The sequence below is a fragment of the Halorubrum gandharaense genome (assembly GCF_054654575.1).
Map to the genome: position 1 here is coordinate 740889 of NZ_BAAIET010000002.1, position 23463 is coordinate 764351.

Annotated in this window: 23 protein-coding genes; 9 read left to right on the forward strand and 14 right to left on the reverse strand. The window is 67.7% G+C overall.

All coding sequences use genetic code 11. The features are described from left to right. Positions 1–121 precede the first annotated feature (121 nt). From trpG to trpD, 4 genes are read right to left on the reverse strand one after another with little or no spacing between them, the layout of a single operon-like run. Positions 122–715, reverse strand: a complete 594-nt coding sequence (gene trpG / locus ACYQ07_RS12665) for an anthranilate synthase component II (protein WP_459882144.1) — start codon at positions 713–715, stop codon at positions 122–124. Further along, entirely contained in the window at positions 712–2355 is a 1644-nt protein-coding gene (gene trpE / locus ACYQ07_RS12670) for an anthranilate synthase component I (protein ID WP_459882146.1), read from the reverse strand. Before trpE ends, trpG begins: the two co-directional genes overlap by 4 nt. Beyond that, positions 2352–2996: a phosphoribosylanthranilate isomerase gene (locus tag ACYQ07_RS12675; protein ID WP_459882148.1), complete on the reverse strand. Its 645-nt coding sequence runs from the start codon at positions 2994–2996 to the stop codon at positions 2352–2354. The genes trpE and ACYQ07_RS12675 overlap by 4 nt, the downstream gene beginning before the upstream one ends. Then, positions 2996–4057: an anthranilate phosphoribosyltransferase gene (trpD, locus tag ACYQ07_RS12680; RefSeq protein ID WP_459882150.1), complete on the reverse strand. Its 1062-nt coding sequence runs from the start codon at positions 4055–4057 to the stop codon at positions 2996–2998. The genes ACYQ07_RS12675 and trpD overlap by 1 nt, the downstream gene beginning before the upstream one ends. A 183-nt stretch (positions 4058–4240) precedes the next feature. On the opposite strand from trpD, the gene ACYQ07_RS12685 reads away from it, so the two are divergent. The 5 genes from ACYQ07_RS12685 (at position 4241) to ACYQ07_RS12705 (ending at position 8912) form a co-directional block, all read left to right on the forward strand. Continuing rightward, a complete protein-coding gene (locus ACYQ07_RS12685) occupies positions 4241–5239 on the forward strand; it encodes a beta-ribofuranosylaminobenzene 5'-phosphate synthase family protein (protein WP_459882152.1) in 999 nt (332 codons plus the stop codon). Positions 5240–6072: 833 nt separating this feature from the next. Continuing rightward, positions 6073–6909 (forward strand): RAD55 family ATPase, encoded by an 837-nt coding sequence (locus tag ACYQ07_RS12690; protein ID WP_459882154.1) that lies wholly within the window; start codon positions 6073–6075, stop codon positions 6907–6909. A gap of 61 nt (positions 6910–6970) precedes the next feature. Next, a complete protein-coding gene (locus ACYQ07_RS12695; protein WP_459882156.1) occupies positions 6971–7906 on the forward strand; it encodes a hypothetical protein in 936 nt (311 codons plus the stop codon). Positions 7907–7908: 2 nt separating this feature from the next. Continuing rightward, the gene (locus ACYQ07_RS12700) at positions 7909–8472 is read left to right on the forward strand and encodes a DUF8135 domain-containing protein (RefSeq protein WP_459882158.1); all 564 of its coding nucleotides are present in this window, start codon (positions 7909–7911) and stop codon (positions 8470–8472) included. 110 nt (positions 8473–8582) lie between these two features. Then, complete coding sequence (locus ACYQ07_RS12705; protein WP_459882160.1) at positions 8583–8912, forward strand: transcription factor S; 330 nt, start codon at positions 8583–8585, stop codon at positions 8910–8912. 33 nt (positions 8913–8945) lie between these two features. On the opposite strand, the gene ACYQ07_RS12710 is transcribed toward ACYQ07_RS12705, so the two are convergent. From ACYQ07_RS12710 to ACYQ07_RS12730, 5 genes are all read right to left on the reverse strand, one after another. After that, on the reverse strand, positions 8946–9578 hold the full coding sequence (locus ACYQ07_RS12710) for an alpha/beta hydrolase (protein ID WP_459882162.1): 633 nt from the start codon (positions 9576–9578) through the stop codon (positions 8946–8948). Positions 9579–9639: 61 nt separating this feature from the next. After that, positions 9640–10695 carry a magnesium transporter gene (gene mgtE / locus ACYQ07_RS12715; protein WP_459882164.1) on the reverse strand — a complete coding sequence of 352 codons (1056 nt, stop codon included), beginning with the start codon at positions 10693–10695 and terminating at the stop codon, positions 9640–9642. Then, entirely contained in the window at positions 10692–10847 is a 156-nt protein-coding gene (locus ACYQ07_RS12720; protein ID WP_459882166.1) for a hypothetical protein, read from the reverse strand. The genes mgtE and ACYQ07_RS12720 overlap by 4 nt, the downstream gene beginning before the upstream one ends. A 118-nt stretch (positions 10848–10965) precedes the next feature. Further along, a complete protein-coding gene (locus ACYQ07_RS12725) occupies positions 10966–11364 on the reverse strand; it encodes a DUF5778 family protein (protein ID WP_459882168.1) in 399 nt (132 codons plus the stop codon). An 85-nt stretch (positions 11365–11449) separates the two neighbouring features. Next, positions 11450–12220, reverse strand: a complete 771-nt coding sequence (locus tag ACYQ07_RS12730; protein WP_459882170.1) for an alpha/beta fold hydrolase — start codon at positions 12218–12220, stop codon at positions 11450–11452. Between the two features lie 202 nt (positions 12221–12422). Here ACYQ07_RS12730 and ACYQ07_RS12735 point away from each other — a divergent pair, with 202 nt between their 5' ends. Next, positions 12423–12668 (forward strand): DUF7127 family protein, encoded by a 246-nt coding sequence (locus tag ACYQ07_RS12735; protein ID WP_459882172.1) that lies wholly within the window; start codon positions 12423–12425, stop codon positions 12666–12668. After that, positions 12665–14941, forward strand: a complete 2277-nt coding sequence (locus ACYQ07_RS12740; RefSeq protein WP_459882174.1) for a CDC48 family AAA ATPase — start codon at positions 12665–12667, stop codon at positions 14939–14941. Before ACYQ07_RS12735 ends, ACYQ07_RS12740 begins: the two co-directional genes overlap by 4 nt. A 123-nt stretch (positions 14942–15064) precedes the next feature. On the opposite strand, the gene ACYQ07_RS12745 is transcribed toward ACYQ07_RS12740, so the two are convergent. Together ACYQ07_RS12745 and ACYQ07_RS12750 are read right to left on the reverse strand one after the other, a co-directional pair. Beyond that, complete coding sequence (locus ACYQ07_RS12745; RefSeq protein ID WP_459882176.1) at positions 15065–16024, reverse strand: zinc-dependent metalloprotease; 960 nt, start codon at positions 16022–16024, stop codon at positions 15065–15067. Between the two features lie 68 nt (positions 16025–16092). Then, positions 16093–16455, reverse strand: a complete 363-nt coding sequence (locus ACYQ07_RS12750) for a hypothetical protein (RefSeq protein WP_459882178.1) — start codon at positions 16453–16455, stop codon at positions 16093–16095. A 133-nt stretch (positions 16456–16588) separates the two neighbouring features. Between ACYQ07_RS12750 and ACYQ07_RS12755 the strand changes: the two genes are divergently transcribed. Next, positions 16589–17653: a M20/M25/M40 family metallo-hydrolase gene (locus ACYQ07_RS12755; RefSeq protein WP_459882180.1), complete on the forward strand. Its 1065-nt coding sequence runs from the start codon at positions 16589–16591 to the stop codon at positions 17651–17653. On the opposite strand, the gene ACYQ07_RS12760 is transcribed toward ACYQ07_RS12755, so the two are convergent. Beyond that, positions 17650–18132: an Lrp/AsnC family transcriptional regulator gene (locus tag ACYQ07_RS12760; protein ID WP_459882182.1), complete on the reverse strand. Its 483-nt coding sequence runs from the start codon at positions 18130–18132 to the stop codon at positions 17650–17652. The two genes, ACYQ07_RS12755 and ACYQ07_RS12760, sit on opposite strands and share 4 nt — an antisense overlap. Positions 18133–18315: 183 nt before the next feature. Between ACYQ07_RS12760 and ACYQ07_RS12765 the strand changes: the two genes are divergently transcribed. Continuing rightward, entirely contained in the window at positions 18316–19254 is a 939-nt protein-coding gene (locus ACYQ07_RS12765; protein ID WP_459882184.1) for a DMT family transporter, read from the forward strand. A 75-nt stretch (positions 19255–19329) separates the two neighbouring features. Here ACYQ07_RS12765 and hmgB read toward each other — a convergent pair whose 3' ends face one another. Together hmgB and ACYQ07_RS12775 are read right to left on the reverse strand one after the other, a co-directional pair. Then, a complete protein-coding gene (hmgB, locus tag ACYQ07_RS12770; RefSeq protein WP_459882186.1) occupies positions 19330–20673 on the reverse strand; it encodes a hydroxymethylglutaryl-CoA synthase in 1344 nt (447 codons plus the stop codon). Positions 20674–20742: 69 nt separating this feature from the next. Continuing rightward, positions 20743–23220: a hypothetical protein gene (locus ACYQ07_RS12775; protein ID WP_459882188.1), complete on the reverse strand. Its 2478-nt coding sequence runs from the start codon at positions 23218–23220 to the stop codon at positions 20743–20745. Between the last annotated feature and the right edge of the window lie 243 nt (positions 23221–23463).

The window sequence follows — 23463 nt, forward strand, 5'->3', positions numbered from 1 at the left end:
CGACGATCTGCCATACTCACTCCCGATCTCGATCAACAAACAGTTTCGCAGGTTGGCTATTTCAGCCCAAAGTACATCGGAAGAACAAGCCCCCGACGGGTCCCAACCCAGCGGAGGTGACTCAGACGCTCGCGAGGAAGTTCTCGATCACGTCGTGGCCGACCGCCGTGAGCACGCTCTCCGGGTGGAACTGGACCGCCTCGATCGGGTGCTCGTGGTGGCGGATCCCCATCACCAGCTCCTCGCCCTCGTGGTCCGTCGTGGCGGTGACGGCGAACGCGTCGGTCGGCACCTCGGTGGCGACGAGTGAGTGGTAGCGCCCGGCGCGGAACCCCTGGTTGAGCCCCGCAAAGACGCCCTCGCCGTCGTGGTCGACCGGGAACGCCTTACCGTGGATCGGCTCCGGGGCGTGGCCCACCGTGCCGCCGTACTCGTGGACGGCGGCCTCCAGCCCGAGACAGACGCCGAGCGTCGGCACGTCGGGAGAGAGTTCGCGGAGCACGTCCATCGTCACGCCCACGTCGCGCTCGTTTTTCGGGTGGCCCGGACCGGGGCTGAGGATGATGGCGTCGGGGTCCGCGTCGCGTATGTCCGCGAGCGACGCGGTGTTTTTCAGCACGTCGATGGTCACATCGGCGTCCGCGGGCGCCTCGGAGACGTACTCCACGAGGTTGTACGTGAACGAGTCGAAGTTGTCGACGACGACGACCTTCATTCGTCCACCTCCGCGTCGCCGCCGGCGAGTGGCGTCTCCGCAGGAGGGGCGCCATCCTCTTCCGTCCGGATCCGGTCAATGGCGGCGAGCACGCCGTTCATTTTCTGTTCGGTCTCCTCGTACTCCGCCGTCGGGTCGGAGTCCGCGACGAGGCCAGCACCGGCGCGAACCGTCGCCGTCGAACTGCCGTCCGCTTCCCGCTCCAGCGTCGCCGTGCGGATCACGATGGCGAAGTCCGCGTCACCGGTCCACGAGTAGTAGCCGACGCCGCCGCCGTACGCCTCTCGTGGGGTCGCCTCCAGGTCGTTGATGATCTCCATCGCCCGCACTTTCGGCGCGCCCGTCAGGGTGCCGGCAGGGAACGTCGCGCGCGTCGCGTCGAAGGCGTCGGCGTCGGCCGCGAGTCGGCCGGTCACCGTCGACTCGATGTGCTGGACGTGGCTGTATTTGAGCACGTTCATGAACTCCTCGACGCGGACGGAGCCGGCCTCCGACACCCGGCGCACGTCGTTTCGCGCGAGGTCGACGAGCATCGTGTGCTCGGCGCGCTCCTTGTCGTCGGCCAGCATCTCGCCGGCGAGCCGGCGGTCCTCGACCGGGCTCTCGCCGCGCGGGCAGGTGCCCGCAATGGGATTCGAGACGACGCGGTCGCCGGTCACGGACACCAGCGTCTCGGGACTCGCGCCCACGATGGTCCGGTCGCCGTGCCGGAGCACGTACATGTACGGCGAGGGGTTCACCGCCCGAAGCGCGGCGTACAGCCCGAGTGGGTCTAGCTCCCCGCGAAGCTCCCGCGAGCGCGAGATGACGCCCTGGTAGATGTCGCCGTCGAGGACGTGCTGTTTGGCGGTGCGAACTGCCTCCTCGTACTCCCCCTGTGGACCCGCCGACTCCGAATCGACGCGGAAGCCGGCGGGGTCGGGGTCGTCCGCGTCGGCGAGCAGGCTCGCGACGCGCTCGGCCTCCGCGGCGAGGTCGTCGTACACCTCGCCCGGGTTTCGGCCGGTCTCCCCGTCCGCGATGACGGGAGTGAACACGAGGTCGACGGTCCCCTCCGCGTCGTCGAAGACGACGGTGCGGGTCGTCAGCGCAAACTCCGCGTCGGGGAACGTCGTCTCCGGGCGCTCGACACCCACTTCCTCCAGCCAGAGGTCGTAGACGGCCTCGTACGCCAGAAATCCGACAAATCCGCCCGACAGCGTTTGCCGATGGGTCTCGGGGAACCCCCGGAGGCTCACGTCGGGAAACGCGCCCCGAACCCGGTCGATGGCGTCCCCGGCGTTCGGACCCAGCGAGGCAGTGTCGATCAGGTCGCCAGCCGGGCCGAGCCGCCGGACCTCGGTGTGGTCCGGATGGACGGAGACGACCGCCTCGGGATCGTAGCCGACGAACGAGTAGCGCGCGTGGCGGTCAGCGCCGGCGCCCGCTCCCGCGGTGAAGGCGCCGTCCGGGTCGCTGGAGGCCACTTTCTCGCCGGATTCGAGGAGGAACCCGTGCGGGCTATCGCCCACAAGTGCCGCGTACGCCGAGAGCGGTGACGCGTCCGCCTCTATCGGGGCGGCCGTTCGGACGACGACGGGGCCGTCGGCGTCCTCGGCCATCGCGACGAACTCCTCGCGGGAGACGTCCAGTCCGGTCATATGACCTCCACCTCGCGGCCGGCGTTGGCGACGAACCGCGCGACGGCGTTGTGGTCCTTGCGCCCTTCCGAGAGCTCCACGCCGCTTGCCACGTCGACGGCGAACGGGTCGGCGACGCGCACCGCCTCCGCAACGTTCTCCGGCGTGAGCCCGCCGGCGAGCACGACCGGCGACGTGAGTCGCTCCGCGAGCGCGCCGGTGGCGGCCCAGTCGTGGGTCTCGCCCGTGCCCCCCGCGCCCGACTCCGTCGTCGAGTCGACGACGAGCGCGTCGGCGGCCTCATCCAGTTCTTCCGCCCGCCCGAGGTCGTCGGCGTCGACCGCGAGCAGAACCTTCACGCCGGTCTCCGCGCGGATGTACCCCACCTCGTCGGTGGTCCACTCGCCGTGGAGCTGGAGCGCGTCCGGTTCGACGGTGCGGACCAGCTCGACGGCGCGCTCGGCGGACTCCGGCATCGTCACCAGCGTGGCCGCCACGAACGGGGGGACGCTCGCGAGCAGGTCGGCCGCCTCGGCCGGATCCACTTCGCGTGCGGTGTCGACCGGGACCTCCGTGATCACGCCGACGGCGTCTGCACCCGCGTCGACGGCTGCCCGGAGGTCGGCGGGTCGGGTGAGCCCGCACACCTTCGCGCGCGCCATCAGTCGTCGCCCTCCGGGGCGGCGTCGGGTGCGTCCGCGGCTCCGTCCGCAGTCGCCTCTCCCTCCCCGCAGAGCGCCGCGAACTTCGCGGCCGCTCCGCCGTCGTCGATCGCCTGTTCCGCTACCTCGACGCCCTCCGCGAGCGTGTCGGCCAGCCCTGCGACGTACACCGCGGCGCCCGCGTTCGCGAGGATCAGGTCCCGCTTAGGGCCCGTCACCTCACCCTCCACGATCCCGCGGAGGTCGGCGGCGTTCTCCTCGGGAGAGCCGCCGGCGACATCCGCGATGGGGGCGCGTTCGAGGCCGAGGTCCTCGGGGGTGATCGTGTACTCGGTGATCTCGTCGCCGTCGATCTCCGCGACGACCGTCTCATCGTGGAGCGCGATCTCGTCCATGCCGGAGCCGTGAACGACCAGCGCGCGCTCAACGGGCATGTGCGAGAGCGCGTTGGCGATCTGCGGGACCAGATCGGGGTCGTACACGCCGAGCACCTGCGCGTCGGCGCCCGCAGGATTGGTGAGCGGACCGAGAACGTTGAAGATCGTCCGCATCTCCAGCTCCTTGCGCGGGCCGATGACGGCCTTCATCGCCGGGTGGAACACCGGCGCGAGCATGAACCCGATCCCGTCCTCCTCGATGGCGCGCTCGACGGCCGGGGGCTCGGCGTCGATGTCGGCGCCGGCGACCTCCAGCACGTCCGCGCTCCCCGACGAGGAGGAGACGGAGTAGTTGCCGTGCTTGGCGACGGCGACGCCCGCACCCGCCGCGACGATGGCCGCGGTCGTCGAGACGTTGATCGTGTCGTAGTCGTCACCGCCCGTGCCGCAGGTGTCGACGAGCGGCTCGCGGTCGGGGTCGATCGTGCGCGCGGCGTCGCGCATTCCCTGTGCGAAGCCGGCGATCTCCGCTTCCGTCTCGCCTTTCGCCCGCAGCGCCGCGAGCAGGGCCCCGATCTGTGCCTCCGTCGCCTCCTCGAAAACCAGACGGGCCGTCTCGCGGGCCTCGTCGACCGTCAGATCCTCGCCGTCCGTCACGCGCTCGATGGTGTGCTGGATACTCATTGTGGTCACCAATGTATGAAATCGTCTTATAATGTACATGTGTGTACATCGACTTAACGGTGTCGTCGGTCCGTGACCGACTGCCAGAGACAACGGCTCGTTGGGGTGGTCGCCACCAAACCGAGGCAAACCCCGCCACCGCCACGATGCCTTTTTGTCCACGTCCCGAAGCGGGAGTCGAGAATGTCCCGCGTCAGCGCCGGCGCCCGCCTCCACTTCGGGTTCGGCAACCTCAGCCTGTCACACGAGCGCCTCTACGGGGCGCTCGGCGTCGCGCTCGCGGAACCCCGAACGACCGTGTCGGCCACGCCCGCTTCGACGGTGACGGTCGACACCAGCGGTGACCTCCCCGCGGACGATCCCGTGCTTGCGGATGTCCGCCGGTACGCGACGCGCGCGGTCGGCCTCCTCGACGTGACCGGGGCGACGGTCACCCTCTCCGAGCGGCTGCCACGGCACGCCGGACTCGGAAGCGGCACCCAGCTGGCGGCAACCGTGCTCGCCGCGGTCGCCCGAGCGCACGACCGGGCGCCCGCGGTCCGCGAGCGAGCACCCGCGCTCGGTCGGGGTGGGCGGTCCGGCATCGGCGTCGCCGCCTTCGAGCGCGGCGGCTTCGTGCTCGACGCCGGCCACCCGACCGCGCGGTTCACCACGGACCGGCCGGCGGACGGAGAGTGGGAGGTCCCCGCAGTCGCCGCGCGCCACCCGATCCCCGACGAGTGGCGATTCCTGCTGGTCCTGCCGGACGCCGAACCCGGACGGAATGGGGACGCGGAGGACGCGGCAATGCGGACGGCGGTCGAGCGCGCGGACCCCGCGCTCGCCGACCGGATCGCGGGCATCGTCACCCGGCGCGTGCTCCCCGCTATCGCGGAGGGGCGCGCGGAGGCGTTCGGGGCCGCCGTCGCCGAGGTCGGCCGGCTCAACGGCGCCTGGTACGCCGACGAGCAGGGGGGCGTCTACCGCCCGCCCGTGGGCGACGTGGTCGCCGAGCTGGAGGACTCGGCCGCCGTCTTCGGCGCCGGTCAGTCCTCGTGGGGCCCAGCCGTCTACGGCGTCACCGACGCGGCACACGCCGACGCGGCGCAGGCGGCCGGCGAGCGCGCGCTCGACGCGGCGGGCGCCGGCGGAACCGTGCGGGTTGTTCGGGGCGCCAATCGCGGTGCGCGCATCGAGGAGTGAGCTGAAGCGGGTGGGGCTTTCGTCGACTGCTCCGTTGAAACGCTCATTGAGTGACGCTGGGGCATTTCCGAACAGTAGAGCTCTCGATGAGATATCTCGGGAGTGGGTCTATCACGTGAGCTGGTGCGGCGTTTATAAGCGGGGCGTCGGTGGTGTTGTGACTCTTTTATAAGTGGTTGCTGCGGTGAGCACGACGGCGAACAGCTCCAAAGCCCCAGCCGGCTCCGGTCGAGGGTTCCGGAAGACGGTCCGGCTCGCTGCTCGCGGCTTCGCCGCTCGCGTTTCGAGGTGCTCCCGTCGGTCGCACCTCGCTGCGCTCGCGGGCTGCGACTTCCGTTGTCCCGCTCGCATGCTCGCGGGACGCTCGCTGCGCTCCTCGCTCTCAGCACCGTCCGCTGCGGTGCTTGCGTCGCCCGTCGTCCCGGACCACGGGCGAGACGGTCCGAGGGACCGCCTCGCTGTTTCCCGCCTGCGGCGGGAACGGCTGCCCCTTTGAGTTCCACCCCGCACAGCACCGCAACCGCACCTCAGCCCTCCCCAGCCTCGGTCGACGGCGGCCGCGGGACCGCTCCGCGGCCGCCGTCGACCTCCCTCGCGCGCGTTTCTCGCGCGCGCCGACCGCAGTCGGGTTTATAAGCGAGCAGCGGGACCACTCACGGTTATTTATAAGCGATCACCGATGGCGTCGGTTGCAACATCCACTCCCGATATCACTCAACAAGCCTGTTCCATCGACCGGCGGTTCCATCCGAGACCGTCCCTGACTGAGCGCGTTACAACGGAGCCCCACCGACACGACAAACACTAAGCGGCGGGCCCACGGGGTTGGTAGCATGTCGACCATTCCGTTCGGCGTCGCTCGCCTGGACGCCATTTTGGGGGGCGGCGCGCCCGCGGGGAACGTGGTGTTGCTCGCCGGCGAAGCCGGCGCCGGCGCCCGGGAGTTCCTCTACACCAGCGCCGCGATGAACGCGCTCTCGCTGGCCGACGACGACCTCTTCGACCTCTACTACGGCGACGTGGACGCCTCGGCAACGGTGCCGCCGGAGGTCCACTACCTCTCGTTTACCGCCGGCGGCGGGGCGATCACCCGCGAGATGGAGTACACCATGGCCGACGAGATCGTCGACGCCGCCGTCGAGGAGATCACGTTCACCGACTTCTCGCCGGAGTACTTCCAGCTCAGCCCCATTCCGCGCGAGTGGTACGAGGGCGAGACCACCTCGATCACCGACCTCGGAAAGCGCGACCGCCACGAGGACGTGTTGACCGCGCTCGGCGACTACCTCACCGAGCACGCCGCCGGCAACCTCGTCCTCATCGACTCGATCACCGACCTCGTCTCCTCCGTCTCGGAGGACCTGGAGTGGTCGGACATCGCGCTCCTCTTGAAAGGGCTGAAAAAGGCCGCCTATCACTGGGAGGGGCTCATCCTCCTGTTGGTCAACGAGGACTCGCTCACCGACCAGGAGTTCGGCACGCTCATGGACGCCGCCGGCGGCACCTTCCGGTTCACCTGGGAGTCCGGCGGCTCCCAGCGGGCCCGCACGATGGTCGTCCGCGAGTTCCGCGGCGTGCTCTCCCGCCTCGAGGAGGAGAACATCGTCCGCTTCGAGACCGAGATCCACGAGGGCGGCCTCGACATCAGCGACGTTCGCAAGATCCGCTGACCCGTCTCCAGGTTACTTAAGTCTCCCACACCAAGTCAGCATGAATGATGGGTGAGTCGCGGTGACCGACGCCGATTCGGAGAGCGGCGTCCCCGGCGACGCGCCGTCGAACGAGACGTCGCCCGGGAAGAACGGGGGCGAGGACGCCGCCGGCGAGGAGTCGGCTCCACGCGATGACCCCCTCTCGTCGGTCGTGGCAGCAACGGAGGTCCCTGATGAGGCGACGCTCCGACGAGCAGTCGTCGCGCTCGCCGAGGCAGCCGACGTGGACGTGACGGATCGGACGGACGTGGAGGCGGTCGAGCGCGTCGTCAGCGACGTGGGAGCGACCGTCGAAACGCTGGACGCGGACATCGAGGAGCTGGAGGATGACCTCGACACGGTCAACGAAGCCGTCGAGGCGCTGGAGGCCGACCTCGACGAGAAGGTCGGCGACCTCCGCGAGCGCGTGGTCCAGCTCTACCGTGAACTCGAGGCGAAGCCGGACGCCGACCACGACCACCCCGAACTGGCCGCCGCCGCGGCGGATGCCGAGACCGCGGCACGGGAGGCCCACGCACGCGCCGATACGGCTGCGGAGCAGTCCGAATCGGCCATCGAACGGCTTGCGGAACTCGCCGAGCGCGTCGACGACCTGGAGCGCCGGCTCGACGAGGACGTGGACCGGAAGCTGTCCACGGTCGCCGGCGCGCTCGTCCGCGCACAGCGCCGACTCGGGAAACTGGAGAACGCCAGCGCGCGCCGGGAGACGCTGACCACGATCGCGGACGCCGCCAACCGCAACGGCACGGAGAAAGCGACCTGCGGCGACTGTGACCGCCCCGTGCGGATCGCGCTGTTGTGCACGCCAAGCTGTCCCCACTGTGGGGCCGACTTCGGCGGCTTCGAGCCCGCAAGCGGCTTCTTCGGCACCGCGACGCTGACCATCGGGGACCCGCCGGCGCTTGAGGGTGACGTTGCCCCGAAATCGGGTGACGACCTGTTCGAGGACGGCTGACCATGAGCGAGGATGACCGGACCGACGGCGACGAGCCGGACCCGTTCGCGGAGCTCGACGCCGAAGGTGACCAAGTCGACGACGGCGGCGACACGGACCCGTTTGCGGAGCTTGACGCCGGCCGCGAGGGCGACGATGGCGGCGACACGGACGCCGAACCGAGCTCCGCCAAGACGGACTTGGGAACCGCCGAATCCCCGTCGTCCAGCGAGTTTGAGGACCCGTTCGACGAGCTGGACGAGGTCGACGAGGAGCTGGCGGAGGAGGCATTCGAGCGCATGGAGGTCGGAGAGCTGGAGGAGACGGACGTCTGGGAGACGCTCGCCGCGGATGAAGCCGCCGCCGGCGAGCACGCAGTCGGCGCCGGCGCGGGGGAGACGGCGACCGACCACGTCGTCGACAAACGCGAGTACTGCCAGCGGTGCCCCCACTTTACGGAGCCGCCGGAGGTGGCGTGTGAACACGGGGACGGCGAAATCCTCGAAGTGCTCACGGGTGACGAGTTCCGCGTGCGCGGCTGCCCGATGGTGGGCGAGGAGGGCCCTACCGTCGACCACGGGAAGTAGTCGCCGGCGGGCGCGAGGACGGACTCTTTGCAGCCCAAACCGGTGGCGTCCGGCCCGATCGCGGCGCGCAGACACCGAACATAAAAGGGTCCACGACGTAGCCGACGGTCATGCAGTTTTGCGACGAGTGTGGCTCGATGATGGTCTCACGCGACGGCGAGATGGTGTGTCAAAACGACGACTGCGAGGGAACCGCCGAGCGCGACGAGGCGCTCGCCGAGCGCTTCGAGTCCACCGAGGAACAGACCGGCGACGAGGTGATCGAAACCGAGGAGGGCGCGAACTTCGAGGGGAAGCCCACCGCCACTGACGTGGTGTGTGAGGAGTGTGGCCACCAGGAAGCGTGGTACACGATCAAACAGACCGGCGCCGCCGACGAGCCGCCGACGCGCTTCTTCAAGTGCAAGGAGTGCGGTCGGCGGTGGCGAGGGTACAACTGAGCCGCCCGCTTCGCCGCTTCGTCTTCCGTTTCCCTACCCCCCACCTCCGCCCTCCAGCCGCGGTCCCAGAAATCCCACCACCCGAGCCGCGGCGTCGTCCGCACGTCCCACGAAGAAGTGGTCGGCGTCGAGCGCGGCGGTTTCGACGCCGAGCGCCTCGGCGCGCTCGACGACCGGCTTCCACTCCGCCGTCGTGTCGCGAGTCGCGTAGACGACGCAGGCCGGCGGTCCGCGGTCGGCCAATCGGTCGAGCGCGGCGACCGCGTCCGTGTCGGGGTTGAGCCGGGCTGTCGGCGCCAGGGCGCAGACCGCAGCCACCTCCGGCCGGCTCGCGGCCGTGACGAGCGCGACACAGCCGCCGAACGAGAAGCCGAACAGCCCGACGCGGTCGTAGCGTTCCAGCGCCCAGCCGACCGCCGCGTCGGCATCCGTCGTCTCACCGTATCCCTCGTCCCATGCGCCGTAGTCGAACCGGAGACAGTCGACCCCGCGCTCGGCGAGCGCGTCGCTCACGGCGCGGAGGCGCTCGTCCCCGCGGTGGCCCCGCTGCTGGGGGTGCGGCGGACAGGCGACGACGACCGCGTCCGCGCGGGTGCCGTCGCTCGCGGCCGTGTCGAGCGTTGCGCGCACGTCGCGACCGCCGGGCAGGAGGATCGTGTCGCTCACGGGGGCGTGTTCGTCGGACGACTGAAAAAGGGAACCGGTGTGGGTGGTCGGCGGACGGACGCTACAGTAGGTGGGCGAGCAGCACCGTTGCAAGCCCGAAGTAGATGACCAGCGCGGTCACGTCCTTCACCGTCGTGACGAGCGGGTCGGAGACGGCTGCGGGGTCGTAGCCCGCCTTGTTCGCCAGCCACGGGATGACGTAGCCGACGAGACTCGCGATGGTACAGACGGCGACCAGCGAGACGAACAGGACGAACGCGATCGTCCCGGCGTCGCCCGGCTCCCCGCGGAGGAAGACGAGCCAGAGGTAGGCGGCGCCAGCGCCGACCGCACCGATGATCGTCCCGATGGCGAGCCCGACTTTCGTCTCGCGCCAGAAGTGGCTCATCGCGTTCTGGTCGTCGATGTGGCCGAGCGCGAGTCCGCGGACGAAGATCGTCGACGCCTGCGTCCCGACGTTCCCGCCCATGTCCATGATGACGGGGATGAAGAAGCCGAGCACGATGACGGCTTCCAGCGTGTCCTCGAAGCCCTCGATCACCAGCCCGGCCATCAGGCCGCCGGCGAGCGCGACGAGCAGCCACGGCAGCCGGAGCCGGAGGATCTTCGTGATGGAGGATTCGAGGATCGCCTCGGAGCGCGCGGACTCCACGTCGGCAAACGTGAACCCGGCGCTCTTGAAGATGTCCTCGGTGGCCTCCTCCTCGACGATGGAGACCATGTCGTCGGCGCGTGCGATACCCACGAGCGTCCCATCGCTCTTCGTCACGGGAAGCGCTGGGAAGTCGAGCTCGCGGATCTGGCGCGCGGCGGCCTCCACGTCGAGTTCGGCGTTGAGCGCCACCGGGTCTTCGACCATCACGTCGGACACCGGGGTGTCGTTGTCGGCGTTCAGCGCCTCACGGAACGAGAGCACCCCCGTCAGGCGTCCCTGGTCGTCCGTGACGTAGATGTAGTAGATGGTGGTGTCGTCGTCGGTCGGGTCGAACGCCTGGAAGCGGTCGATCGCCGACTCGACGGTCGTCGTCTCCTCGACGGCGACGTACTCCTCGGTCGCGACCTCGCCGACGGTCTGGTGGTGCGCCGCCTCGCCGCCATCCGTGGCGATGTCGCTCATTGTGGTCCTCCGATGGGTTCGCCGGCAACGAGCTCGCCGCCGGCCTCGCCGGCGACGACCCCGTCGACGTCGTGCTCCTCGAACTGTGCGTCAGCGTACGAACGGCCCGACGCCCCGGCATGGCCGGACGTCGGAGCGGACTGATCGTGCATACACTACCGACTGAAGATTAGACACACTTAATAATTTGTTTGACAATCGACTTTGTTACACGGAAACACGATACAGGCACCGGAGCGGCCGCGAGTCTCGAAAGGCGTGGTGGTCCCTTCAGGGAACCTGCGTCACGCCCTCGACGCCGTCGAGCGCGGCGAGCTCGTCGGCGAGCGCTTCTTGGTCGACGCCGGCCTCGTAGTAGAAGACGAGGTCGAACGTCCCCTCCCGGAGGAGCTGCTGGCACTCCCAGACGAACGCCTCGTCGTCGAGCGTGCGCCCCTGAAACTGGTTCGAGGAGAAGTCGGTGTCGTCGTTGCCCGCCTCGATGTACGTCTCGCCGGCGTCGGCGTGTGCCGAGATGGCCTCGTTGATCGCGACGGTGAGCTCGTGCATCTCGAGATCCTCCTGTCCGCTCAGGCTGGTGTGGACGACACAGCCCACCAGCTCGATCTCGCCCGGCTCCAGCAGGGCCTTCGTCCGCTCGTAGAGGTCGGCGTCGAGAACGTCGCTCATGCGACGCGCTTCGCGCTCGCCTGATAAACGGGTGGCGGTTCGCCGGCGACCGCCTCGCCGCGGGGGTGCTGGGCTGAGGTCCCCGTCACAGCCGGTCCAGAAACTCGGTAAGCGCCGCGTTGAACGCGGTCGGCTGTTCCAACATGGCCAGATGGGCGGCGTCCGCGATCATCGCGCGCTCGCAGTCGTCGATCTCCGCGGCGAGGTAGTCGTGGTAGCGTGGTGGCGTGAGCCCGTCGTGTTCGCCCACGACCGCGAGCGCCGGCACGTCGATCTCGTCGAGCCGGTCGCGGACATCGAAGGTGTGACAGCTCCGGAAGTCGCGCTCGACGACCGCGCGCCCACAGTCGTCCATGGCCGCCTTCGAGAGCTCGACGTACTCGTCGGGCGCGTCGTAAAACAGCCGGTCCTCGTCGTGGAGGAACTCGACCGCACGCTCGAAGTCGTCGGCCAGCCAGTCGAGCAGGTCCTGGAGGACGGCGAGCTTCGCGCCCGTGCCCGCGAGAACGAGCCCGTCGAGCTCAAGGTCGCGGTCGAGCGCGACGCGGAGCGCGACGGCACCGCCCAGCGAGTTCCCACACAGCACCGTGGCATCCGTCTCCTCGGCGACCGCCTTGACGTCGGCGGCGTAGGCGGTGAGCGTCTCCGGACCGGGCACGGCGTCCACGTCGTCGCTCTCCCCGTGCCCGGAGAGGTCGAGCGCGACGACCGGGTGTTCGTCGCCGAGGCGTGCCTGGGCCTTCCAGACGTCGCCGGTGCCGCCGCTCCCGTGGACGAAACAGACGGTCGGCGCCGTCCCGCCGCGGTCGAAGCGCCGATACGCGGTCTCGCGCCCGTTGTGGTCGACGCGTTCCATACGCTCTCTCCCGGGCGAGACGACAAAAACCCACGCGCCAGTGGAGGACCGTGACTCCGGGGAGCTCCAGCTTCGAGTCCACCGACCCCGATCACACGACCCGAACCGCAACACAACCGAGATTCGTGACTCCCTACGCCGTCAGCCGATCAGTTGGCGACAGATTCATATACTCACGCACCTAACTTGTAGTTAGCATACGATGAAAATCACCAACGCTACCGGCGGGGAACACCTCCTGCGCCGCTACGACTACGAGGACCGGTGGGTCGTCGCCGCCGACGTGGGCGTCGACGACGAGGCGGTCGCCGTCGACACCGTCGGCGACACCGCGATCGTCGTGATCGACCACGGCGAGGAGGAGGCCGAGGCCGAACTCGATCTCCCGGGGGCGGCCACTAACGTTTCGGTTAACAACGGCGTGTTCACCATCGAGGGATCCAAATGAAGCTCACCGTCAAACCGCTCAAACAGAAGGACGCCGGCCGCCGGCTCGCGGCCGTCGACCGCGTCGCCGCCGAGGAGCTCGGCCTCTCCGGCGGGGACTTCATCCGCGTCGCGGGCAGCGAAGGCGCTGCCATCGCGCGGGTCTGGCCCGGCTACCCCGAGGACGACGGCACGGGCGTGATGCGGATCGACGGCACCCTCCGTCAGGAGGCGAACGTCGGCATCGACGACCGCGTCGAGATCGAGAAGGTCGACGTACAGCCCGCCGAGCGCATCACGATCGCCTTACCACAGCGGCTCGGCATCCGCGGCAACATCGACGCGCTGATCCGCCGCGAGCTCGGCGGCCAGCCCGTCACCGAGGGACAGAACGTGAAGCTCCCGCTCGGCTTCGGCTTCATGGGCGGCCAGTCACAGGCGGTCCCGCTGAAGATCGCCTCGACGGCCCCGTCGGGAACGGTCGTCGTCACCGACTCCACGGAGATCGAGATCTCCGAGAAGCCCGCCGAGGAGATCATGGACGGCGCGGCTGCAGCCGGCGAGGCCGGCGGCGACGGCACGCCGGACGTGGCCTACGAGGACATCGGCGGGCTCGACAACGAGCTCGAACAGGTCCGCGAGATGATCGAGCTGCCGATGCGGCACCCGGAGCTGTTCAAGCGGCTCGGCATCGACCCGCCGAAAGGCGTCCTGCTCCACGGCCCGCCGGGGACGGGGAAGACCCTGATCGCCAAGGCGGTCGCCAACGAGATCGACGCCAGCTTCCACACGATCTCCGGCCCGGAGATCATGTCGAAGTACTACGGCGAGTCCGAAGAGCAGCTCCGTGACGTGTTCGAGGAGGCCTCCGAGGAGGCACCCTCGATCATCTTCATGGACGAGCTCGACTCCATCGCCCCCAAACGCGAGGAGGCCGGCGGCGACGTGGAACGCCGCGTCGTGGCCCAGCTCCTCTCGCTGATGGACGGGCTGGAGGAGCGCGGCGAGGTCGTCGTCATCGGCGCGACCAACCGCGTGGACGCCATCGACCCCGCGCTCCGGCGTGGCGGTCGCTTCGACCGCGAGATCGAGGTCGGCGTCCCCGACCGCGACGGCCGCAAGGAGATCCTGCAGGTCCACACGCGCAACATGCCGCTCGTGGACGGGATCGACCTCGACGAGTACGCCGAGAACACCCACGGCTTCGTCGGTGCCGACCTCGAGAGCCTGGCGAAGGAGTCCGCGATGCACGCGCTTCGGCGGATCCGCCCGCAGCTCGACCTCGAATCGGACGAGATCGACGCGGACGTGCTCAACTCCATCCAGGTGACCGAGAACGACTTCAAGGAGGCGATCAAGGGAATCGAGCCCTCCGCGCTCCGCGAGGTGTTCGTCGAAGTTCCGGACGTTACCTGGGAGGACGTTGGCGGACTCGAAGGGACGAAAGAGCGGCTCCGCGAGACGATCCAGTGGCCGCTGGAGTACCCCGAGGTGTTCGAGGAGCTCGACATGGAGGCCGCCAAGGGCGTCCTCATGTACGGCCCGCCGGGGACGGGGAAGACCCTGCTCGCGAAGGCCGTCGCCAACGAGAGCGACTCGAACTTCATCTCCATCAAGGGGCCCGAGCTGCTCAACAAGTTCGTGGGCGAGTCCGAGAAGGGCGTCCGCGAAGTGTTCAGCAAGGCCCGCGAGAACGCGCCGACGATCGTGTTCTTCGACGAGATCGACTCGATCGCCACCGAGCGCGGCCAGAACTCCGGTGATTCCGGCGTCGGCGAACGCGTCGTCTCCCAGCTGCTGACGGAGCTCGACGGGCTCGAATCGCTGGAGGACGTGGTCGTCATCGCGACGACCAACCGCCCGGACCTCATCGACAGCGCCCTGCTGCGCCCCGGCCGGCTGGACCGGCACGTCCACGTGCCCGTCCCCGACGAGGAGGCGCGCCGCGCCATCCTCGAAGTCCACACGCGGCATAAACCGCTGGCTGACGATGTCGACCTCGACCGGGTCGCCCGGCAGACGGACGGCTACGTCGGCGCCGACCTCGAAGCGGTCGCCCGCGAGGCGTCGATGCAGGCTTCCCGGGAGTTCATCGCCTCCGTCTCGAGAGAGGAGGTTCGCGAGTCGGTGGGCAACGTCCGCGTGACGATGGCCCACTTCGAGGCCGCCCTCGACGAGGTGACGCCGAGCGTCACCGACGAGGTTCGCGAGCGCTACGAGGAGATCGAACAGCAGTTCAAGCGGGCCGACATCGACGACGAGCCCGAGGCGGTCCACGGCGGCGCCTTCCAGTAGGCGTTTTTAACCGGGGGTTCGCGGCTTCGGCTCCGGATTCGGCTCCCACTCCGGCTTCGCCGGACAACACGATTTTTGTGGAAAACTGTCGAGTGAGCATGGCGTCCAGACGGCGAAGTCGAGCTACGGGTCGACCCGGATCAGCCACGTTTCCGGGTGGTCGAGCTCGGCACTCGTCGGGAGGTTTTCGGGTCTCTCCCAGACGACTCCCGCCGCCTCGAGCCCGCGCTCGTCGGCGATCGCCTCGAAGAAGGCGGCGCCGCGCTCGTACTGCTCGCGTTTGAGCCCGAGTCCCAGCATCCGGCGGACGAGCTTCTGAAGGGGATTACCGCCGCTTCGGCGCTCGTCGAGTTTCCGGCGGAGGTCGGCGTACTCGTCGTCGAACGCCCGGTCCATCAGCAGCTCCGCGTATCCCTCGACGGCGGTCATTGCGAGGTGAAGCTCCTCGAATGCGTCGCGGTCGAGCGACCCCGCGGTGAGCGCGCCGACGCCCTCCTCCATCCGGGCTTCGAGATAGTCGGGGAGCCACGGCGCCGCGCCGAACTCCGCGGCGTGGGACACCTCGTGGAAGGCGATCCACCGGCGGAAGCGGGGGTAGTCCACGTCGAGCTCCTCGGCGGCTGCGACGATGTTCGGATGGACGAAGTAGAGGCCGTGGTCGGCGTCGGGCTCGTCGGCGAGCAGGAGCGGGTCGTACTGGCCGAGCACGTTCCGGCCGAGGAAGGCGAGCATGAACGCCATCGACCCGGTGTTGGCGACGCGAGAGAGCTCCGGCAGCGCGGGTGCGGCGGCCCCTTCGATGGGGCGCATCACGTTTCGGAAGGTGTCGAGGTTGGCGTCCATCCAGTGGTGACGGTTCTGGATCTCCACCGTCGCGGGCACGTCGAACTCGACGCCCGCCACGTCACGGAGGCGGTCGCGGGCGTCGCGCACGTCGGCCGCGTACCCCTGGCGCTCGGCGGGCGACAGATCCAGCGAGCCGGGGTCGGTGGACGCCTTGGCGGCCTCCGCCGCCTTCTCCCAGTCGACGACGCCGTCGCCGGACGCCTCGGAGACGGCACGGAGGCTACGAAGCACGTTCATACGGGAGGCACGGACCGGCCACTCAAAGCGTTTGTGTCGGGGACGCCGGGACGAGATCCCGGGTGTCCTCACTCCGCGAGCTCGTCGAGCTCCGCGGCCGCGTCGAGGTCCGTCTCGCCGACGACCTTCCACGCAACCGCCGCCACGCCGGCGAGCACGCCGAGGACGACCACCAGCTTTCCGACCTTGCAGCCGACGCAGTCACAGCCGTCGCCGCAGATCGGACACGGACAGCCGCCGGCGTCCGCGCCGGCGTCGCCGCAGATGCCGCAGTCGCAGGCGGCACAGTCGGGACAGGGGCAGTCGTCGCCGCAGGCGCCACAGCCGCAGCCGGCGGTCGTCTCGTCGGCGCCGCCGATCGCCTTCGGACCGAACTGGATGGGACCGTCGCCCAGGTGAACTTCGAGGAAGGTGAACTGCTTTTCGCTCATGTGAGTCTGTTCCATCGGAGCGGGCTTAACGGTGGTGGCGGGCGCTCGCTTCTGCTAGGCTCGAATTCTCCACGCGACCGAACGATTCGACGTGTAACGCGAGATTCTTCACTCAGGATAGTAAGTCGACACCATGGACCAACCACGACGCACGTTTCTGGACGATTTGCTCGAAACCGCCAGTCCGTCCGGCTTCGAGACGCCCGCCCAGCGAGTGTGGACCGACTACGTCCGCGAGTTCGCCGACGAGGTGTTCACGGACGCGTACGGCAACGCGGTCGCCGTCTACGAGGGCGACCCGGACGCGCCGACGGTCGCGCTAACGGGCCACGCCGACGAGATCGGCTTCATCGTCCGGGACGTGCTCGACGATGGCTTTCTCCGAATCGCCCGCGTCGGCGGCTCCGACCGCACCGTCTCGAAGGGCCAGCACGTCACCGTCCACGCCGACGAGCCGGTGCAGGGCGTGATCGGCCAGACCGCGATCCACCTGCGGGACCCCTCGAAAGACGAGTACGACGACATCAACGGGCAGTTCGTCGACATCGGTGCCGAAACCGCTGAAGAGGCGAGAGAGCACATCGAGATCGGTGATCCAGTCACCTTCTCGACCGAGGTCGAGGAGCTCGTCGGGTCACGGATCGCCGCACGCGGCATCGACAACCGGACCGGCATCTGGGCGGCCGCGGAGGGCCTCCGTCGTGCCGCCGAGAACGGCGTCGACGCCACCGTCTACGCGGTCTCGACGGTTCAGGAGGAGGTTGGCCTTAAGGGTGCACAGATGACCGGCGTTGCGCTGGAGGAGGTCGACGCGTTCGTCGCCGTCGACGTGACCCACGCCACGGACAATCCGGACGTGGACACCGAACACCGCGGTCCCGTCGAGCTCGGCGAGGGACCGGTCGTCACCCGCGGGAGTGCGAACCACCCGGTGCTCGTCGACGCCGCCCGTGAGGCGGCAGACGACGCCGAGATCGACATCCAGCTACAGGCAGCCGGGAGCCGCACCGGGACCGACGCGGACGCGTTCTTCACCTCGCGTGGCGGCGTTCCGTCGCTGAACGTCTCGCTCCCGAACCGCTACATGCACACGCCCGTCGAAGTGGTTGACACGGAGGACTTGGACGCGGTCGCCGACCTGCTCGCCGCGTTCGCCGGCGTGGCCGGCGACTACGACAGCTTCGACGTGACGGTCTAGTCCGTCAGCTCCGCGACCAGCGTGTCGAGGTCGTACGTCGCCGGCGCCCGCGACTCGTCGCGGAGCGTGGCGATGGTGAACGTGGAGTTGGTGCGCTCGACCTCGGGGATCGCCTCGAAGTCGCTGATAAGGCGCTCGACGGTGTCCGACGAGGAGAGTCGCGCGATGACGACGAAATCCGTCTCGCCCATCGTGAAGTACGCCTGCGTGACGCCTTCCACGGCGAGGAGCTCGTCGGCGAACGTCTCGTAGGGGCCGTCGTAGTCGGCCAACACCTCGACGATGACGGTGACGCCGAGTCCCAGCTCCTCGTGGTCGAAGTCGTAGAGGTCGTTGTCGATGACGCCGGCCTCCTTCAGGTTGTTCAGCCGGTAGTGGATGGTCGACACCGGAATATCCGTCTCCTCGTGGAGCGCCTCCGGGCTCCCCGTGCCGAGGTCGGCGATCGCCTTCAACAGTCGCACGTCGCGCTCGTCCATACACCCCCTTCACGTGAGGGATAGTTGTATATTGTGACCGACAGACTTGGAGTGCTCTCTAATTCACGCACTATATTTTGGCGTGTTATCGAATATGGTTCATATGTGTGATTCATCATCCAAGACATCTGGCTAGTTAGAAGAATAGTTTAACTACATCGGGGAAGTTCGAACCAACAGTCAATGAACTCGCAAGATCTCCTCTCTACTCCCGGACTGGTGGCCGGGGCGTTCCTCCTGCTCGCGACGCTGTGGGGCACGTCGTTCGTCGCCATCGAGGCCGGGCTGGATTACTTTCCGCCGCTGTTGTTCGCCGGCGTGCGCTACGCGCTCGCCGGCGCGGTCGTGCTCGGCTACGCCGTGCTCGTGTCCGACCGCTGGGTGCCGAGCGGTCGCGATGAGTGGCTCGGCGTCGGCGTCGCCGGCGCGTTCGTGATCGCCTTATACCACGGACTGTTGTACATCGGCGAGCTCTACATCCCCGGTGCGGTCGCCGCCGTCGTCGTGAGCCTCTCGCCCGTGCTGACGGCGGCGTTCGCCGCCCTACTGCTGCCGAACCAGCGACTCGGTCCCGTCGAGATCGCCGGGTTTGCACTCGGACTCGTCGGTGTCATCGTGATCGCCGACCCCGGCGGCAGCGGCTTCGGTGGCCCGGAGCTGATCGGCGTGACGCTCACGTTCCTCTCGGCGGTCGCGTTCTCGATCGGCGCCGTGCTCCTCCGCCCGATCCGCACCGATTTCCCGATCGCCGCGCTGCAGGGCTGGGCGATGCTGGTCGGTGCAGGGATGCTGTTCGTCGGCGCCGCCGGGCTCGGGGAGTCGCCCGGCGCCATCGTCTGGAACGCCACCTCCATCGTCTCGCTGGCGTACCTCACGGTGCTGTCCGGGGTCGTGGCGTTCCTGATCTACTTCGCGCTGCTCGACGCCGTCGGCCCCACGCAGCTCCACCTCGTCGGCTACGTCGAGCCGGTCGTCGCCGCCGCCGGAAGCTGGGTCCTGCTCGGCCACCTGATCGAGGCCGAGGCGATCGTCGGCTTCCTCGCGATCCTCGCCGGCTTCGCGGCACTGGAACGCCGGGAGATCGCCCACTTCGTGACGACGCGGTACGGGTACGGGGTGTAGCCGGCGGGCTCGGCAGGGGAAAACGAGCCAAAAAGTGGCAACCGTCGGGGAAACGCCGAGCGTCCGACGACCGCGCTACTCGACGTACTCGTACTTCCGCTCGTTCATGCGGCCCCAGCCGGTGAAGACGAACTCCGATTCGGGAGCCGTGAACTCCTCTATCTCCCGGTCGAGGTCCTTGTCGTACTCGTGGACGTCGTGGACGTCCTCGTACTCCTCCCACGAGAGGTCGTAGCGGTTCTCGAGCTGCTCGTCGATATCGAGGCCCTCGATCTCCTCGCGCCAGCCCTCCTGCACCGTCTCGGCGTGGATCTCCGCCTGCGCACCGGAGCCGTACGACCCGACGAGCAGGCTCTCGCCGACGAAGTCGCGATCCTTCTCGAGGGCGTCACGCAGCGCGCTCACGCGGGCGACGTGAACGGAGCCGGTGTACCAGTTGCCGACTTCGCGTGCGAGCCCGAGCGTGGGCTCGACGGTCTCCGCGTACCAGTCGCGGTACGCCTCGGTGTCCTTCAGCTCGTCCATGTGCTCGCGGATCGCCTCCTCGAACGCCTCGCGGTCCTCGTACTCGTCCTCGCGGGGTTGGCGGCCGATCTCGTCGGCGAGCGCGTCCTCGTGTTCCGTGTCGCGGATCACGTGCCGGTACGCCAACAGCGCCGCCTTCCGCACCATCCCCGGGAACGGCGTGTGGAACGGCGCGTACTCGAAGTCCTCCAAGTGGACCTTCCCCGCGACCGACTGGTAGTCCTCCAGGGCCTCGCGCATCCGTGCCAGGTACACCTGCATCGAGCGCTTGCCGTCGACGCTGGGGAACTGCTGGTTCGGCTTCAGGAAGTCCGTCTCGTCCATCGAGCCGTACCCCTGGTGGGTCGAGAGCTCGACGAGCGAGGGGTCCTCCGTCACGAGCATCGCGACGGCGCCGGCGCCCTGCGTCGCCTCGCCGGGATCCCCGCGGGCGTACAGCGCCGTGTCGGTCGCGACGACGAGCGCCGCACGCCCGCGATTCCGCCCCGCGCGGATCCAGTTGTAGGCGTCGTCGACGGCCTGCGTCCCGGCGACGCACGCGAACTTGCGCTCGCCCTTATTCGCGTGCCGGAAATCGCCGTCGTACACCTGTTCGAGACAGCCCGCGATGTACGTCGAGACGGGCTTGGAGTGGTCGAACGCCGACTCCGTCGCCACGTCGATGCGGCCGATGTCGCTGGGCGCGAGCCCCTTGCGGTCCATCAGCGACTTCGCCGCGTTGGCGCCCATCGTGACGATATCCTCGTACACGTCCGGGAACGAGGAGTTGTTGAGGCCCAGCCCCTTCGTGTACTTCTCCGGGTCGTCTCCCTTCTGCGGCGCGAACGTGTTCGGCAGGTCGAGTTTGAGCTTCCCTGACCGGATCTCGATGGCGTCTATCCCCACTGCGGTCATGGGCGGTCGTTCATGAGGGAGGCATATGGACCTGTCGATGAGGGGTTACGACGATTGTGGAATGTCGGATTAGTAGTTCTCGTCGACGTAGTCTTCACAGGACTGTCCATCGATCGTGGAACCCTGTCCACAGACGATATTGCTCGCGCTCGAGACGAACACACCACCCTCGATGACACCCTGATATCCGAGTTCAACGGATCCCTCACTAGTGACGTCTCCGCCGACCCGACCATTCTGTGGCACTGAGACATCGCCTCCAGCCGTTACGTCGCCCTCAACAGTTCCACCGAAGTCATCCTGATATCCGAGTTCAACGGACTCACTAGCAACTACCTCACCTTCGACGGTAGCATCCTGTGCGATCAATACAGTACCACCGGATACAATACTCTCTACAGTCGATCGCGGTTCCATCGTGACAGAACCCTCCCCGTCGATCGCCCCTTCTACTGTAGAGTCCTCATCAAGGGTGATCGTATCTTGACTTGTAACGGATCCTTCGACTGTCGACCGGGGTCCAACTGTGATATCCCTGTCCGCGGAAACTCCTTCGCCGACTGTTGATTCTTGTCCAATTGAGACCGTATCTCGACTTGTTATGCTACCCTCAACTGCTGAATCGTACTCCATCGTAACGGAACCGTCCGCAGAAATCCCCTCTCCGACTGTTGATTCTTGTCCAATTGAGACCGTATCTCGGCTTGTTATGCTACCCTCAACTGCTGAATCATACTCCATCGTAACGGAACCGTCAGCGTCGGCTTTTCCCTCTATTGAATTGCCCTGCTCGACGGTGATCGAGCCGGTCGAGAAGAGATTTCCATCTTGTGTACCACTTACAAAAATGTCCCCAGCAGTCTCCGCAATGCCGAAGGTCGTTGTCTCGTCAAATTCACCACTTGGCCCCTCAAATACGACATCGTATTCTTGTCCGGCAATGTCACCGACCTCGATTCCGTTAACAGTGAGCTCGATTTCAGTACCAGCACTGTCTCCGGACTCGTCAGCGGTGTACGTGAGAGTCGCGTCTTGATCGCGGCCCGGAGACTGTCCTCCATCTAGATCCGCGCTCCCACTACCTCCGAGAATTTCTATTGTGCCATCGTCGCTACTACCTGACGGGTAATCAACGATTAATGGTTGTCCTCCTCCTGCTCCTGAATCTTGCGCGTCCTCGAGATCAATCTCAACTTCGTCGCCGTCAACCAACTCACCGTCGAGAGCGAAAGTGAAGGTTTGGCTCTCATCGTCACTATTTGCAACCATATTCGAGGCGGAGACGGACTCGAACTCGGTGGGCTCCTCCTCATCCTCCTCCTCGTCGTCATCGACGACCTCAACAGTGGTGCTCGACGCATCCTCGGTCGGCGTCCACCGACCACTCGCGTCCTGCCCCCGAACCGTGATCTCGTGTATTCCCTCTTCCCAGTCGTCGGTCGACAGTGGCTCGTCCGGTTCGCCCTCCAGCACACGGGCAGTCGTCTCGTCGTCGTCGGGGTCGTAATCGTCGTAGATCGTCGACTCGGTCGAGCCGTCCGGCGCCTCGCGGACCACCTCGACACGCTGTATCGGCGTGCCGCTCCGGAGTCTCTCGGCGGTCCCGACGGAGTCGATCGTCGCCGAGACGTCCACGTCGGTACCTGCCTCCAGTTCGGAGGGACTGGCGTCCACGTTCCGAACATCCGGTCCAAACATGGGGTCGTCAGGATCCGTCTCCTCGTCCCGAGCCGTGTCGAGCCGCTCCCATCGCTCCCAGTCGTCGGCGTCGGTTCTGGACTCATCCTCGACGTTGATGCGCAGCTCCTCAATGGTGGCGTTCGAGACGGAAATCCGACCGTCTGAATCCGTCGTCTCGGTTAACGATGGTGAGACCACACCCGAATCGTCGTACAGGCCGACCGTGGCTCCCTCCACGGGATTGTTGTACTCGTCCCGAACTTCGGCCACGAACTCGTCATCGCCGCCAACACGGGTGATGTACCCTGCCGACTCGTCTGTCGGGGACGTGCCGTCACCGAGTCCAACCTGTGAGAGTCCGAGCGTGATTGACCTGTCCGTCTCAATCTCCACGTGAATCGCCTCATCCTCGACGCTCGTCTCCACGTCGCCGTCGATCGTGGACTCCCATTCGCCGGCGAGTTCCCCGCGTTTCTCTTCCTCGACCGTCGTAGGGAGCACGAGCGTGACGGTATCCTCGTCCGGTTGAAGGGTGACGGTTCGGCGCTGTTGAGAGAGCGTTTCAGGGTCGAAACTCCGGCGCTCGACGCTCGATTGGGAGAGGTCGCCGTCGATCATCGTCAGCGAAAGCCGCGTGGCGTTCCCGCGAACCGCGGTCTGACCGGTCCTCGCGAGCACGGCGCCGTCGAACTCGGCGGCGACGAGCGAGTGCTCGTACACGAGGTCCGGCCCGTTTCGGAACTCGTTGTAGTTCGGGGAGTAACGGACGGACCGAGTGTCGAACCGGATGTCGCCGTTCTCGGCCCGGTTCGACCAGAACGCCTCGACGTTCCGGGAACCCTCGACGCTCGCTCCCTCGATCCGCACCTCGCCGGGATCGCTCGTCGAGAGCTCGCCGGTCGCCGGCGGCGGGTTGATGAAGAACGTGCGCTGGGGGTAGCGCGTGCCGAGCTGGACCGACGTCGAGCGCCCGTCGCCCGCCGTGCCGGCGCCGGTGATCGCGTTCCGAAGGTCGACGAAGTCGCCCTCGACCGACTGGCTGTGCTCGAACTCCACGTCGGCGTTGTCCTGTGGCACGATCTGTGCCTGATACACCGCCATCGCGAGGAT